This window comes from Mucilaginibacter gynuensis, assembly GCF_039541195.1.
Lineage (GTDB): Bacteria > Bacteroidota > Bacteroidia > Sphingobacteriales > Sphingobacteriaceae > Mucilaginibacter > Mucilaginibacter gynuensis.
Genome location: NZ_BAABFT010000002.1, coordinates 578,790 through 594,311, shown reverse-complemented (window position 1 = coordinate 594,311; position 15,522 = coordinate 578,790). Strand labels below are relative to the sequence as shown.

The 15,522-nt window shown below is 44.5% G+C and carries 16 protein-coding genes; 14 read left to right on the top strand and 2 right to left on the bottom strand.

Annotation, left to right across the window (positions count from 1 at the left end):
- Positions 1-26 precede the first annotated feature (26 nt).
- The 11 genes from ABD894_RS05770 to ABD894_RS05720 all read left to right on the top strand — a co-directional run bounded on the left by ABD894_RS05770 (position 27) and on the right by ABD894_RS05720 (position 11,258).
- Entirely contained in the window at positions 27-416 is a 390-nt protein-coding gene (locus tag ABD894_RS05770; RefSeq protein ID WP_345210040.1) for a GxxExxY protein, read from the top strand.
- Positions 417-733: 317 nt separating this feature from the next.
- A complete protein-coding gene (locus tag ABD894_RS05765) occupies positions 734-1,771 on the top strand; it encodes a hypothetical protein (protein ID WP_345210039.1) in 1,038 nt (345 codons plus the stop codon).
- A gap of 4 nt (positions 1,772-1,775) precedes the next feature.
- A complete protein-coding gene (locus tag ABD894_RS05760; protein ID WP_345210038.1) occupies positions 1,776-2,645 on the top strand; it encodes an HAD-IIA family hydrolase in 870 nt (289 codons plus the stop codon).
- Between the two features lie 135 nt (positions 2,646-2,780).
- A complete protein-coding gene (locus tag ABD894_RS05755) occupies positions 2,781-3,815 on the top strand; it encodes a glycoside hydrolase family 43 protein (RefSeq protein ID WP_345210037.1) in 1,035 nt (344 codons plus the stop codon).
- A gap of 14 nt (positions 3,816-3,829) precedes the next feature.
- Positions 3,830-4,906, top strand: a complete 1,077-nt coding sequence (locus tag ABD894_RS05750; RefSeq protein WP_345210036.1) for a glycoside hydrolase family 2 TIM barrel-domain containing protein — start codon at positions 3,830-3,832, stop codon at positions 4,904-4,906.
- 18 nt (positions 4,907-4,924) lie between these two features.
- The gene (locus ABD894_RS05745; protein WP_345210035.1) at positions 4,925-6,097 is read left to right on the top strand and encodes an aldose epimerase family protein; all 1,173 of its coding nucleotides are present in this window, start codon (positions 4,925-4,927) and stop codon (positions 6,095-6,097) included.
- Between the two features lie 116 nt (positions 6,098-6,213).
- Positions 6,214-7,239: a GTP 3',8-cyclase MoaA gene (gene moaA / locus ABD894_RS05740; protein WP_345210034.1), complete on the top strand. Its 1,026-nt coding sequence runs from the start codon at positions 6,214-6,216 to the stop codon at positions 7,237-7,239.
- 5 nt (positions 7,240-7,244) lie between these two features.
- Complete coding sequence (locus ABD894_RS05735; RefSeq protein ID WP_345210033.1) at positions 7,245-8,450, top strand: molybdopterin molybdotransferase MoeA; 1,206 nt, start codon at positions 7,245-7,247, stop codon at positions 8,448-8,450.
- A 141-nt stretch (positions 8,451-8,591) separates the two neighbouring features.
- A complete protein-coding gene (gene moaC, locus ABD894_RS05730; RefSeq protein ID WP_345210032.1) occupies positions 8,592-9,062 on the top strand; it encodes a cyclic pyranopterin monophosphate synthase MoaC in 471 nt (156 codons plus the stop codon).
- Positions 9,022-10,206 carry an NTP transferase domain-containing protein gene (locus tag ABD894_RS05725; RefSeq protein WP_345210031.1) on the top strand — a complete coding sequence of 395 codons (1,185 nt, stop codon included), beginning with the start codon at positions 9,022-9,024 and terminating at the stop codon, positions 10,204-10,206. Before moaC ends, ABD894_RS05725 begins: the two co-directional genes overlap by 41 nt.
- Positions 10,206-11,258 (top strand): ThiF family adenylyltransferase, encoded by a 1,053-nt coding sequence (locus tag ABD894_RS05720; protein ID WP_345210030.1) that lies wholly within the window; start codon positions 10,206-10,208, stop codon positions 11,256-11,258. The genes ABD894_RS05725 and ABD894_RS05720 overlap by 1 nt, the downstream gene beginning before the upstream one ends.
- Positions 11,259-11,552: 294 nt before the next feature.
- On the opposite strand, the gene ABD894_RS05715 is transcribed toward ABD894_RS05720, so the two are convergent.
- Together ABD894_RS05715 and ABD894_RS05710 are read right to left on the bottom strand one after the other, a co-directional pair.
- A complete protein-coding gene (locus ABD894_RS05715; protein WP_345210029.1) occupies positions 11,553-11,945 on the bottom strand; it encodes a molybdenum cofactor biosynthesis protein MoaE in 393 nt (130 codons plus the stop codon).
- A gap of 132 nt (positions 11,946-12,077) precedes the next feature.
- The gene (locus tag ABD894_RS05710; RefSeq protein ID WP_345210028.1) at positions 12,078-12,320 is read right to left on the bottom strand and encodes a MoaD/ThiS family protein; all 243 of its coding nucleotides are present in this window, start codon (positions 12,318-12,320) and stop codon (positions 12,078-12,080) included.
- 373 nt (positions 12,321-12,693) lie between these two features.
- On the opposite strand from ABD894_RS05710, the gene ABD894_RS05705 reads away from it, so the two are divergent.
- From ABD894_RS05705 to ABD894_RS05695, 3 genes are all read left to right on the top strand, one after another.
- Positions 12,694-13,320, top strand: a complete 627-nt coding sequence (locus tag ABD894_RS05705; RefSeq protein ID WP_345210027.1) for a redoxin domain-containing protein — start codon at positions 12,694-12,696, stop codon at positions 13,318-13,320.
- Positions 13,321-13,350: 30 nt separating this feature from the next.
- Positions 13,351-13,959, top strand: a complete 609-nt coding sequence (locus ABD894_RS05700; RefSeq protein WP_345210026.1) for a beta-class carbonic anhydrase — start codon at positions 13,351-13,353, stop codon at positions 13,957-13,959.
- A 101-nt stretch (positions 13,960-14,060) separates the two neighbouring features.
- Positions 14,061-15,512: a phytoene desaturase family protein gene (locus ABD894_RS05695; protein WP_345210025.1), complete on the top strand. Its 1,452-nt coding sequence runs from the start codon at positions 14,061-14,063 to the stop codon at positions 15,510-15,512.
- The last annotated feature ends 10 nt before the right edge of the window (positions 15,513-15,522 follow it).

The following is a 15,522-nucleotide window of genomic DNA, read 5'->3' as shown; positions in this document are numbered from 1 at the left end:
GCTTTTATGGTTATAATTGAATTTTTATGATGAGAGAAAATGAGCTTTCAGGGGCAGTAATAGGGTTGGCTATTGAAGTGCATAAGGCTTTGGGGCCGGGGTTGCTGGAGAGTGCTTACAAAGAATGCCTTTATTATAAAATTGCTCAATCGGGTTTGTATGTTGAGAAAGAGAAAGCAATGCCTTTGGTATTTGAAGAAGTTAAACTGGATTGCGGATATAGAATTGATCTTTTGATAGAAAACAAATTGGTTGTCGAAATAAAAAGTGTTGAAGCGTTGAACGATGTTCACACAGCTCAAATATTAACGTATATGAAACTCGGCCAATACAAGGTAGGACTGCTGATTAATTTCAACGTACTGATGCTCAAGGATGGTGTAAAGAGAATGGTAAATGGCAAAATATCTCTCTAACACAATATATAGTATCTCAATAAACCTCAAAAGCACTCATCATAAAAAGAACAGCTCCGTGTAACTCCGTGCAAACCTCCGCTCACTCTGTGGTAAAAAACAAATCGTTCGAAAAATTCAATATATAGATGCCTCAATAAACCTCAAAAACACTCATCATAAAAAGATAACCTCTGTGTAACTCCGTGGAAACCTCTGCTTACTCTGTGGTTAAAAAACAAATCGTTCGAAAAATCTAACCAGCTTTTAAAAGCTCTATCCTTTGTGGTTAAAAACACTATAAAATGCTTTCCTTTGCAATCTATTATAAATTCTAAATGGACTATTCAATTATTATTAAGAAGGCCTGGGAGGGATATGACGCTTCGAAAACCATTCGCACTATAGAAGATATCAGCGCGAGGGTTTCAACCAATCATGTTTACCGTATCACCTTTGACGACGACGATATCATCATCGCCAAGCTATCGTACTTTGGTAAGTACGAGCATTTTAAAGAAGACCACCGCCTTATTCACTCCTTATCAAATAACCTGCTTTATCCGTTCGAGAACCTGCTTGCCAAATCGCTGTTAAAAAATAACAGGGTGTATATTTACCGTTACAAACAGGGCAAAACCGATGCCTGGGTGGTGTTCTACAACCCAACCCGCATACTCGACAGGTTGCCGCGCCAGCTGGAAGAAAAGCATATCCGCAAGTTGGGGCAACAGGTAGGTAAGTTTCATAAAGCCTGTTCAAGGGTAAAGAATGTGCTGCCCAAATCATCTAAAACATTACGTACCGATATCAACATATTGCTTGATCAGCTGGCGACCAATGAAAAGCAGTTTGGCTCACGCATGCAGGCCGACTACCTGAAATACCAGTGCGAAATGTTCCTGAAAAACAGGTCGAAATATAACCTGAACTCGTTCGAGATCATCCCCGTATTTATCGACTGGAACATCGGCAATTTTTCGGTAACGCCCGATCTTGAACTGTATTCGCGCTGGGATTATGATTGGTTCCGGATGAGTTACCGGATATTGGATTTTTACTTTTTCAGTCGCGTGGTATCCTCCATTGGCGACCGCACCGTGTTTAGCTACGTAATTGATACCATGATGGAAGACAGGTTTATCCTCTTCCTGAAAGAGTACCATAAAGTGAACCCGCTAAAAGCGGATGAGATAAGGTTTTTGAAAGAAAGCTACCGCTTTTTTATATTGAACTATGTAATAAAAGATGGTAAACACTTTTTCCACGAGCAATATGCCAAAAAGCTGCAAGCCGAAGCCTTTGATATTTACCTGCCATCTGTTGACAGGGATTTTGATGCCGAAAAGATAATAAGCGCCCTAAAACTAAAATAATTAAATGAAGCGGATAGATAATTTTAAATCCATAATAGATCGTTACGAGATAGTGTTTTTTGATGCCTTTGGTGTACTTAAAACCTATAAAGGTTTGCTGCCTGGTATTGAAAAAACGTTTGAATACCTGGAGCAGCAGGGCAAAGAGTACTACATAGTAACTAATGATGCCTCGCGCAGTCCGCTGCAATTGGCGCAGTCGTATCATAAATATGGTTTAAACATTATCGATCCGGAACGTATTGTGTCGTCAGGAATGCTTACCAAAGAGTACCTCGACCTTAAAGTTAACGGCGGTATTGTTGCCTACCTGGGTACGCCCGAATCGGCACATTATATTGACGCGGAGGGCAGGCAAACCCTGCCCGTAAGCGAGGTGAACAGCACCAATATTGATAAAGTGAACGCGCTGGTGTTTATGGATGATGAGGGCTTCGACTGGTTTGAAGATATCAATAAAACTGTTAACCTGCTGCGTAAACGCACCATTCCAGCTATTGTGGCCAATACCGATTATGCTTACCCGCTATCTAAAAATGATATATCAATAGCCGTGGGCAGTATTGCCAACATGGTGGAGAGCATAGTGGGTAAGGAGTTTATCCGCTTTGGTAAACCCGATTCGCAGATGTTCATGTTCGCGTATGATCTGATTCGCGAGCGCAGACCGATCAACAAAAAGAATATAGTAATGGTAGGGGATACCCTGTTTACCGATATTATTGGCGGCAACAAATTTGGGTTGGATACCGTGCTGGTATTATCGGGCAATACCTTGCCGGGCGATGCTGAATCGAGCATACATGCTACGGGCATAGTGCCTACCTATATTTGCGAAAACGCTGTAGTTGAGACAGATGGCTTCGGATTTTAGCAAATCCGTTTTAGCAATTTACATGCAGGCCGTGGCGGTAGCAAAAAATTAGGCTACTATATATAAATTAAATGTATGATTTACATTTGTTTTTGCCCGAATAATATATATTTGCACTACCCGATTTAGCCTGATATGAAAAAAACTACCGTTTTCCTCTTTCTTGTATTGCTATCTTCTTTTGGTTTTGTACAAAATGCACCCTCAAATACGTTCACTAATCCCTTGCTACCGGCAGGGCCCGATCCGTGGAATATTTACAAGGATGGCTATTACTATTACACCAACTCTACAGGGGGTAACCTGGTTATCTGGAAAACGAAAGACCTGACCGACCTTAAATCGGCAGAGAAAAAAGTAATTTGGGTGCCGCCAACCGGTAAAGAATATTCTAAAGAACTTTGGGCTCCCGAGTTACACTTCATCAGGGGAAAATGGTATATGTATTTCGCTGCCGATGATGGCGATAATAACCATCACCGCATGTACGTGGTCGAAAATCCATCTCTCGACCCAATGAAAGGCGAATGGACGTTTAAAGGCAAAGTGGCCGACGATACCAATAAATGGGCTATTGATGGTTCTGTTTTTGAAAACAAAGGGAAACTCTACATGATATGGTCGGGCTGGGAAGGCGATAAAAACGGCATGCAAAGTATTTACATAGCCGAAATGAGCAACCCATGGACAATCAGCAGCAAACGCGTTAAACTATCATCGCCAACCTATAAATGGGAAAGCAACAGCGGTATAGGCGTTTTGGTGAACGAAGGCCCCGAGATACTTGCACACGGCGATAAGCTTTACCTGATCTACTCGGCCAGCGGCTGCTGGACAGATTTTTACGCCCTGGGTATGCTTACCGCTTCAACAAAAAGCAACCTGTTAGACGTAGCCTCATGGAAAAAATCGGCAGAACCGGTGTTTCAGCAATCACCAGAGAATGGCGTTTACGCGCCGGGGCACAACTCCTTCTTTAAATCGCCGGATGGTAAGGAAGACTGGATCTTATACCATGCCAACGCTAATGCCGGTGATGGCTGCGGTAACAAAAGATCGCCAAGGGCGCAAAAGTTTACCTGGAATAAAGATGGCAGTCCAAACTTTGGAACGCCTGTAAAGTTGGGTACAGCGCTGGCGCTTCCGTCGAGCACTAAAAAGAGCAAATAACACATCAAATTTATATGAACCTATTAAAAAAACTAACCATCGCGGGTGCCTTACTGGTATCAACAACGTCGCTTTGGGCGCAAAAAGTAGAAGATGTAGCACCGGGTAAAAGGTGGTCTATAGAAAAAGCAAACACCTGGTATGCGCAGCACAAATGGATCAACGGCGCCAACTTTATACCAAGCAGCGCCATTAACCAGTTAGAAATGTGGCAGGCCGATACTTTTGATCCTACCACTATTGATCGTGAACTGGGCTGGGCCGAAGGCATTGGCTTTAACACCATGCGTGTGTTCTTACACAGCATCGCTTGGAAAGAAGATCCGCAGGGATTTAAAAAACGCGTGGGCGATTACCTTACCATTGCCGATAAGCACCACATACAAACCATATTTGTATTTTTTGATGATTGCTGGAACGCTACGCCTAAAGCGGGTAAACAGCCTGAGCCAAAAACAGGTACGCACAATTCGGGCTGGGTACAGGATCCTGCCAATATCGAAACTAAACCGGCAGATTACCCTGCATTGCAAAAATACGTAACCGATGTGCTTAACACGTTTAAAAACGACAAACGCATCCTTTTATGGGATTTATACAACGAGCCGGGTAACTCAAACAAAGGCAATAAATCGTTCGATCTGTTGAAACAGGTATTTACCTGGGCACGCGCGGTTAACCCGTCGCAACCTATCAGCGCCGGTTTGTGGACATGGGATGCATCAGACCTGAACGCTTTACAGGCCATCAATTCGGATGTGATCACTTACCACGATTACGAAGCACCAGACTGGCACAAACGCGTGGTTAAAATGCTGAAATCGCACGGTCGCCCGCTGATTTGTACTGAATATATGGCCCGTACCCGCAACAGCACATTTGCCAATACTGCACCTTTGCTTAAAGAGGAAAATGTTGGCGCTATTAACTGGGGACTTGTTGCCGGTAAAACCAATACCATGTACGCCTGGGATACCCCAATGCCTGACGGAGCCGAACCTAAAGTTTGGTTTCATGATGTATTCAGGAAAAACGGCGAGGTATTTAGCCAGGAAGAAGTTGACCTGATAAAGAAACTAAACAACAAATAATAAACCTGATTTAAAGTTATGAGAAACAAATTAATCAAAGGCTTGTCGGCTGTGATCATACCGGCCATTATGCTATCGGCTTGTGATCAATCCGGCAAAAAAAAAGAAAATTCTGATATGACTGATTCAACATCTGCTGCCGCCCTGCCAGCGGCATCTGCATTCGAAAAAACAATAGATGGCAAAGAAACTCACCTGTACGTATTAAAGAACAGCAAAGGCGCCGAAGCTGCCATCACCAATTATGGCGGCCGTATAGTTAGCCTTTTAATACCCGACAAAAACGGTAAACTAACCGACGTAATAGTAGGTTTTGACAGCGTTGAGGGTTTCAAAAACTCAACCGAGCCTTATTTTGGAGCTACCATTGGTCGTTATGGTAACCGTATAGCTAAAGGTAAATTCACTTTAGAGGGTAAGCAATATACCCTATTCACCAACAATGGTGTTAACACCTTGCACGGCGGTAAAAAAGGTTATCAGGATGTAGTTTGGGATGGCAAACAGGTAGATTCAACTACTTTAGAGCTTACCTATCTTTCAAAAGATATGGAAGAAGGTTTCCCGGGCAACCTGAAAGTGAAAGTAACTTACCAGTTGACTGATGATAACGCGGTTAAAATAAGCTACGAAGCTACTACCGATAAAACTACTGTAGTTAACTTAACCAACCACGCTTTCTACAACCTTAATGGTTCAGGCAGCAGCGAGATCTTAAAACATACTTTATACATCAATGCTGATGGTTATACCCCGGTTGATTCAACTTTGATCCCGACAGGTAAAATTGAAAAAGTTGCCGGTACCCCGTTCGACTTTAACAAATCAACCGAAATTGGCGCACGTATTGAAACCGATAACGAGCAATTGAAAAACGGTAAAGGTTACGATCATAACTACGTGTTGAACAAGCACGATGCCACCAAACCGGTAGCAGCTATCACCGGCGATTTAAGTGGTATCACTATGGAAGTTTATACTGAAGAGCCGGGCCTGCAATTTTACAGCGGTAACTTTATGCAAAGCAAAAACACACTTAAATTTGGTAAAAAGGATGATCTGCGTACTGCCTTCGCGTTAGAAACTCAGCACTTCCCTGATTCACCTAACCAACCGCAATTTCCTACCACGGTATTAAAACCGGGTGAAACTTATAAAACCAGCACTACTTACAAATTCTTTGTTAAGTAATAGGTTGATTCACTTATAGAAAGGGCCCTGCTAAGCAATTAGCAGGGCCTTATTTGTTAAAAATACGTAATCCTTACAAACAAACACGGCCTTAAAATAATTACTAAGGCAGTATTTTGTACTTTTACACAAAGCGTTTAAACAGATACCCATTGCTAACAGATAATCACGGTCGGCCAGTAAATTACCTTCGCCTCGCGGTGACAGACAGGTGTAACCTGCGCTGTTTTTACTGCATGCCCGAGCATGGTTTGGATTGGCTTTCGCGTGCCGAACTGATGAGCTATGAGGAAATGCTGCGTGTAAGCAGCCTGCTGGTAAAAATGGGCATTCAAAAGATCCGTATCACCGGTGGCGAACCTTTTGTACGTAAGGATATTATGCAGCTGCTTACCGCGCTTTCAAAATTGGATGGACTGGATGAGTTGAGTATCACCACCAATGGTGTACTTACCGCACCTTTTATTCCGGAGTTGAAAAAGATAGGGGTGAGGTCGGTAAATTTAAGTTTAGATACTTTGGATTCCGGTAGATTTTTTTCCATTACCCGCAGGGATGAATTTGATATGGTGATGAATACCCTGCACCAGTTGTTAAAGCAAGATATAGAAGTAAAGATAAACGCGGTGGTTATGGCCGGTCAAAACACACAGGATATTATCCCGATGGTTGAACTGACTAAAGAGTTGCCGGTGAGTGTGCGTTTTATTGAAGAAATGCCGTTTAACGGCGACAGCCATGTTTACACGGGTTTGCCCTGGGATCATCTTCGGATACTGGAAGAGATCAGGGATGGGTTTCCGGGTATTCAAAAACTGATCGATCCGGCACATTCAACATCATACAATTACCATGTACCCGGCCATAAAGGCGATGTAGGTATCATAGCAGCTTACTCGCGCACTTTTTGCGGCACGTGTAACCGTATTCGTATCACCCCGCAGGGCACATTGAAGAATTGTTTGTATGATGATGGCGTGCTTAATATTAGGGACGTGATGCGTAAGGGCATAACAAATGAAGAACTGGAAAAGGTGTTGACCAATGCCTTTAACCACAGACCGCAGGATGGCTACGAAGCCGAGCGGTCGCGAATAGAAAAAACAGGTGTTCACGAATCAATGGCCACAATAGGAGGCTAATACTTATGATAACAGTTGCAGAAGCTGAAGAAATAATACAGGATAACAAAGGCGATTTTGGTAAAGAGATAGTGCTCTTTAACCAGGCCGCGGGCCGTATACTGGCCGAAACCATTAAAACCGACCGCGACCTGCCGCCTTACAACCGCATCACTGTGGATGGTATAGCGGTGAGCTACCAGGCATTCGCAAGCGGAATAAGATCGTTCAGGATAAAGGCTACCCAGGCCGCGGGTGATGAACCTGTGGATACAGAAGCCCCCGACGAATGTATTGAGGTGATGACCGGCGCCGCTTTGCCGGCAACGCTGGATACGGTGATACGCTACGAAGACATCGAGATAAAAGATGGTATCGCTACCATTTTAACTGATAATATTACACAGGGCGAAAGTATCCATTATAAAGGTGCCGACAGGAAAGAAGGGGATGTTGTAGCAATACCCGGCCAGGTGATCAGTCCGGCGGTGATCAGTTTGATCACCTCTGTTGGCGAAACCGAAGTAAGGGTGAAGAAAACGCCGCGTGTGGTAGTAATTTCATCGGGCGATGAATTGGTGCCTGTAGATAAAACACCTACCGAATACCAGGTAAGGCAATCAAACAGTTTTACTGTACAGGCCGCCCTGAAATTGCAGGGAGTAAATGCCGATGTATTGCATGTACCCGATGATGTGGAGAAGATAACCGGCCACTTGCAGCAATGCCTGCACGCGTACGATGCCATTATTTTAACCGGCGGCATATCAATGGGTAAGTTTGACTATATCCCTCAGGTATTAAAAAATTTAGAGGTAGAACAGCTTTTTCATAAAGTGCAGCAACGCCCCGGCAAGCCGTTTTGGTTTGGCAGGCACGAGGGCGGTTCGTTCGTTTTCGCGTTCCCCGGTAACCCGGTAGCGGTATTTTTGTGTATGCAAAGGTACTTTTTGCCATGGCTGCATACCTCAATGGATATGCCCGAGAAACCACCTGTGTACGCCATGTTAGATAACGATCTGGAGTTTAAACCCGATCTGCAATACTTTTTGCAGGTTAAACTACTGGTGAACGAGCAGGCGCAGGTAACAGCTATCCCGTTAAACGGAAATGGTTCAGGAGATTTCTCTAATTTAGCCGACGCGGATGCCTTTATGGAACTTCCCGCCGAAAAAACATTGTTTAAAAAAGGCGAGGTCTACAGGGTATACCTCATATCGTCCATCACATAATAAACAAGCAAGATCACCCCGAATCACTGTAATCAATCAAAAAAGAATCGGTGTAATTAAAAAAGTATAATCGGCGTAATCCAACAAAAACAAATCAGTGAAATCACCAAACGATAATCGGTGTAATCCAAAGAAAATAATATGTTAACCCACCTCGATACTAACGGCAATCCAAACATGGTAGATGTAAGCGAAAAGAAAGTTTCCTTACGTACGGCCGTGGCACGTAGTGTAGTGGTATTACCCAATGAAGTGTTGGCACTGTTAACCGATGGTGAGTTGCAAACTAAAAAGGGTTCGGTATTTCAGATAGCTGTAATTGCAGGTATAATGGCCGCAAAAAAAACCGGTGATCTGATTCCGCTTTGCCACCCGCTGGGTTTGGATAACTGCAATATCAGCATTAGTTTAAACGAGCAGCAGGAGGTGGTAATTGATTGTACAACCACCATCACCGCTAAAACCGGGGTAGAAATGGAAGCCTTGGTTGGCGCAAGCATGGCGGCACTTACCATTTATGATATGTGCAAGGCCATGAGCCACGATATAGTGATTAAAGAAACCCGTTTGATTGAAAAGACAGGAGGGAAGCGTGACTTCAAAAGAGCATAAAAAACATACCGCGCTGGTTAAACCGTCTATCGGTAACTATGGGCGCAACGAGTGGGCCATCGTTGGCGCGCCATGTACGGTGATTAAATTATTGGCCGATGAAGTGATCAAGACACTATCAACCAATTATAAATGCGCTTATATTGATACCACCCATACCGATGATATTGTACTGCCGCCGGGCAGACTTGCAGCCGGTGCCAATATGGAATATACCGATCAGATCGATTACCGGCAGATCAACTTTGCAGGTCAGCTGAACAGTTTTGAGATGAAGCAACAGCTGGCACAGGCCGATGTGGTACTCATCAACGGTAACCATCATAAAGCTGCGGCGCAGATTGTTGTTATCGACGAGAATAAGCGTGCATCGCTAAAAAAACGTGTTGCGGAGCTTACTAACGTGAAGATGATTTTACTGGCCGCCAACAGTACCGAAGTTTTTGATTTTATACAGGAGGCTATCCCTTACTGGAAAAATTTGCCGATATATAGTTTAGACGAAACGGGTAAGATCATCGCTTTTTTTGAGCGACAAATGCAGGAGGCCAAACCCAAACTGAACGGGTTGGTGCTTGCAGGCGGACAAAGTCTGAGGATGGGTTTTGATAAAGGGTCGGTAAAATGGCATGGCCGCGAACAGCGCTACCATGTTGCCGATATGCTGAAATCTTATTGCAAGGATATCTTCATCTCCATCCGCAGCGAGCAGAAGGACGATATTTACGGCTATCAAACGCTGGAAGATACCTTTACAGGTTTAGGGCCTTATGGCGCTATCCTGTCGGCATTCAGGGCGCAGCCCGATGCGGCCTGGCTGGTAGTGGCAAGCGATTTGCCTTTGCTGGATGATGGTACGCTGCAGTACCTGTCGGCAAACCGGAATACGGCATCTGTGGCAACGGCCTTTAACAGTGCTTTCGATGGCTTTCCCGAACCTTTGATCACCATTTGGGAGCCTAAAAGTTATCCTGTTTTGCTGTCCTTTTTGGCGCAGGGCTATTCGTGCCCGCGTAAGGTACTCATCAATAGCGACACTACCTTGCTTAATGCCCCCAACCCCGATACCCTTACCAATGTTAATACACCTGATGAACTCGACAATATAAAACGCCGGCTTCATCAACAAATAGCTGCTGAATAATGGAAACCGGTTTTGAAAGATATAGTTGCCAGATAGCCCTGCCGGGCTTTAGCGAAACTTCGCAACGTTTGTTACAACAGGCCAAAGTGCTGGTAGTAGGCGCAGGCGGACTTGGCTGCCCCGCCGCTCAATACTTAGCCGCGGCCGGTATAGGCACGTTGGGTATTGCCGATCATGATAATGTATCGGTAAGCAACCTGCACAGGCAGGTATTGTTCGGTCCGGCGGATGTGGGCCGTAATAAAGCCGAGGTGGCTGCCGAAAGGTTACGCCTGCAAAACCCTGCGATAACGATAGTACCCTACAACCAAAAGATCGTCCACGAAAACGTATTGCAATTGGTTGCGGAATATGATATAGTAGTTGATTGTACCGATAACTTCGCCACCCGTTACTTATTGAACGATGCCGCCGTGCTGGCAGGTAAACCGGTAGTGTACGGCGCTATTTATCAGTTTGAAGGGCAGGTAGCTATATGGAATGTACGCAACAGCAATGGCTATTATACACCTAATTACCGCGATCTGTTCCCGAAGGTTAATGAATCACAGATACCAAATTGTACCGAGGGTGGGGTAATCCCGACACTGGCCGGTATTATAGGCTGCATGCAGGCTAACGAAGTGATCAAATACATCAGCCAAAACGGCGAATTGCTTACCGGTAAGGTGCTGATATTTGACGCGCAAAGCATGCGCAGCCGCATTATTAAAATAGGCAATATTACCCAAACTTATATTACGGCGCTGCCCATCAGTATAGAGCAACCGGTAATTACAGTAGCCGACCTAAAGCAGGCACTCGCCGCTAACTCGGTTGAACTGATAGACGTACGCAATGCCGACGAGCGCGAACTGTTTGACATTGGCGGCAGGCATATCCCTTTAAACGAACTCGAAAATAATATCGATCAGTTAAATACCGATATAGTGAAAGTATTCTACTGTGCATCAGGCATAAGAAGCGCCGAAGCGGTACGCCTGTTTAAACTGAAATACCCCGAAGTTAAAGCGTTTTCTTTAGAAGGCGGGTTGAAGGCGTGGAGAGGATAGGGATGAAATTTATTCTCTCCTACCTGTCATCTTGAACATAGTGAAAGATCTTCTTCGCTATGTAAGTTTGCGACCAGCATTAAGCAGAAGATTTCTCTCACGTTACCCATGACGTGTTAAAAAACTGTCATTCTGAACGCAGTGAAGAATCTTCTTCTCTATGCTTATCTGCGATAGATGCTTCGTTCCTCAGCATGATAGTTGAGAGTAGGTGTGAGTCATTGTCGTTTTAACTTCAAGTCCCAAAAGAATTAAAACTCTCTCAATGACAAGATTTTATATAATATGACTTCTTCACGGGTGCGCAGCCACCCAAACTTCGCCATCTTCAAATATTTCCTTTTTCCAGATGGGAACAGTTTGTTTCAGTGTATCGATAACGTAGCGGCAAGCCTCAAAAGCGGCATCGCGGTGCGCACATGATACGGCTATGATCACCGGTATTTCGCCAACTTGTAAAACACCCGTACGATGATGGATCAGTAATTTCTGCACCGGCCATTTCTCCATTGCTTGTTGCGCTATCTTTTCCATCTCAAGGATAGCCATGCTTTCGTATGCTTCAAACTCCAGCCTTAATACTGTTTTACCTTTGGTAGCATTGCGCACGGTACCAATAAATACATCAATGCCGCCGCTTTCGGGAGTGATCACCCAGTTAATACAAGCCTGGGAATCTAAGGGCAAGGGCGATATACTGATTTGCGTGGACAAGTGGCGAGTTGTAAGTTGTGGGTTGTGTGTAGTAAGTTGGTGGTGAATGGTTAGTGGTGAGTGGTCAATCGTCAATACGCTTAACCGGTTGATCGGGCTCCTGTTCTATCCGCCGCTTACGGGGGGGATGATGGCTATTTCGTCGCGTTCGTGGATGGTATCGCCGGGTAATACGTATTCGTTGTTAACGGCTATCATGTATGATGATAATTGCTTCAGGCGCGGATACTGATTTTCCAGCAGGTATTTTAAATTATATACGGTAGCGTCGTTGGTGATCTCCATACTGATGGATGGTTGGCCAAATATATCCTTAGCTACACCAAACGCTAAAATGTCTACCCTCATTATCTGTTGTTTTTTTAGTTTTTGATAGGCGCAAATTAATCAATTTGATGTTAAATCAACATGATTATTGTGCATCCGCCTAAATAACAAACGCTATAACTAATTGTTATTTTATCCATATCTAAAAATTTAGTTTTAAATATTCTACTAAATATATAGACAATATAGTATATTTGTCCATTCAATACTCAAATGTCACTTTACAATAGCAATATCAGCCATTTAAGCTTTACATATCTTTACACTGTTAAAGGTATAATGTGTTGTTGTCACTGTTGCTAATACAAGCCTTTCTACGCTGTATTTATATACGTTGCCTGCGGGCAAATCATCCAATTAAAATTTATCCTATATCTATACCTGTAACACTACCATGTTAGCATCTGTCAATTATCCTGTTTTTGAACATCCAACTGAAATTTCTGCTTCGGCTTACACTTATGATCATGCCTTTAGTCCGGTACGGGAGGGGCATTTCGTATCCTTTAACCTGCTTAACGATCTATCGCGCTGGCAGCACTTTTATAACGGTGCCGAAATCCGCGGACCATTTATTACTAAAAATCTTTTCGCGCGGCCGCTGGTAATCGCGTTTTACTCAAACTATTGGGGTAAGGGCAGTTTAGAGCAGTTAAAGCACTTCAACGAAATTCAGCACGAAATAAAAGCTTACGGTGGTAACCTGCTGGTAATTGCCGATGAGCGCGATATTAAACTGGAAAAACTGGCATGGGAACATAGCCTTAGTCTTAATTTTTATTTTGATACCGATGGTGGCATGGCCGAAAAATTCCGGGTTTACCCGGGTGGTACCACGGCCTGGAACAGGCTTTCGGTGATCGATCCGCACATTCATTTACCGGCGGTTTACGTGTTGAATGCTGCAAGGCAGGTGGTGTATCACCATATAGATCATGATTTGCAAGGTAATTATCCCGAAAAGGATATCATCAACGCGGTGCACCAGGCGGTATTGGCCGATAATAAACGATCTGCATAGAAAATCATATAAACCCTTAAATCATCAAATATGGCATCCCTACTCCAAAAAGAAAACAGCGTTGTTCATCAGCAGGTGCTAAGCGCCAATAGTGAATATGTTAAGCATTTTGGCGATAAGTCAAAACTGACCATTCCGCCGGCAAGGCAGTTTGCTATTTTAACCTGTATGGATGCCCGGTTAGACCCGGCCCAATATGCCGGACTGGCCGAAGGCGATGCCCACGTGATCCGTAACGCTGGCGGTCGCGCAAGCGATGATGCTATCCGTTCGCTGGTGATATCGCATAAGTTATTGGGTACAAAAGAGTGGTTTGTTATTCACCATACCGATTGCGGCATGGCCTTGTTTACTGATGATATTATCCGCGATTTGTTAGCTACCAGTTTAAAAACGGCTACAGTAGATGAAAATGGCTGGCGCAACGTACAGGAAGAAGGCGGTACCGACGAAGCGCGTTATATATCTTTCCTTACCTTTAAAAATTTAGAAACCAGTGTTACCGACGATGTGGTACGGATAAAGAATCACCCGCTGGTAGCGAAAGATATACCCGTTTATGGCTACATTTATGATGTTAAAAGCGGCAGCCTTATTGAAGTGCCCGAGGCTACAAAAGCCGGCGTGGCAGTAAACTAAATGCACAATTGTTCAATTATTAAACAAAATATACCTGTAAGGGGTAAATATTACATTAGCCCCTTACTTAAAAAGGAATATATCTTTACCACCGGATATAAATGAAGCTTGAAAAACGTGATTACGATGCGGTAATAGTGGGTTCGGGGCCAAACGGTTTGGCGGCAGCTATCTTATTGCAGCAAAACGGATTATCAGTACTGGTACTTGAAGCCAAACCAACCATAGGCGGTGGCTTACGCACAGCCGAGCTCACCCTGCCCGGTTTTAAACATGATATTTGTTCGGCCGTTCATCCGCTCGCGGTGGGTTCGCCATTTTTTAAAACGCTGCCGCTGGAGCAGTATGGCCTGGAGTTTTTATACCCCGAGGTAGATGCAGCCCATCCGTTTGATAATGGTACGGCAGCTTTGCTGAAAGGTTCAGTAGAAGATACCGCCCGGCTTTTAGGTGCGGATGAACAAAACTACCTCGATCTTTTTAACCCTATAGTACGAGACTGGCCCTCGCTGGCAGCCGATGTATTGGGGCCGCTGCATTTTCCGAAGAACCCGATAGGCCTGGCAAAATTTGGTTTATCGGCATTGCAACCGGCTACCCTTCTGGCCAAACGCTTTAAAACGGTTGAAGCCAAAGGCCTGTTCGCGGGGATGGCGGCACACTCCATTCAGCCATTAACCAATATCGCTACATCGGCCATTGCATTGGTGCTGATGGCTAACGGACACCTGAAAGGCTGGCCTGTACCAAAAGGAGGTTCGCAGCAAATAGCCAATTCTTTGGCGGCTTATTTTGTATCATTAGGGGGCGAGATAGAAACAGATACCTATGTGAGGTCGCTCAACCAGCTGCCTTCATCACATGCGGTGCTGTTTGATATAACGCCTAAGCAACTACTGCAAATTGCCGGACACAAATTCTCGGCACTATACAAATGGCAGCTGGAACGTTACCGCTATGGCGATGGCGTGTTTAAGGTAGATTGGGCGCTTGACGAGCCTATTCCGTTTACCGCTGCCGAAGTACGCAAGGCTGGCACGGTGCATATCGGCGGAACCATTCAGGAATTGGTACTATCCGAGCAAACATCGGCCAACGGCCATCATGCCGAAAAACCTTACGTGTTACTGGCGCAGCAAAGCCAGTTTGATGCCACACGGGCACCGGCGGGTAAGCACACCGCATGGGCCTATTGCCATGTACCCAATGGTTCAACTAAGGACATGACCACCATTATTGAAAACCAGGTAGAGCGTTTCGCGCCCGGATTTAAGGATACCATACTGGCCAAACACACCTTTAATACCCAACAGATAGAAGAGCACAACCCCAACTACATAGGCGGGGATATCAACGGGGGCATTATAGATATTGGCCAGTTGTTTACCCGGCCTGCATTGCGCTGGTCGCCATATAAAACATCGGCTAAAGGATTGTATATCTGTTCATCATCAACTCCTCCGGGCGGTGGCGTGCATGGTATGTGCGGTTATTATGCCGCTAAAAAAGCGCTGGCCGATGTGTTCGATATCAAAATAAAACCACTGAATTAATCACAATTAC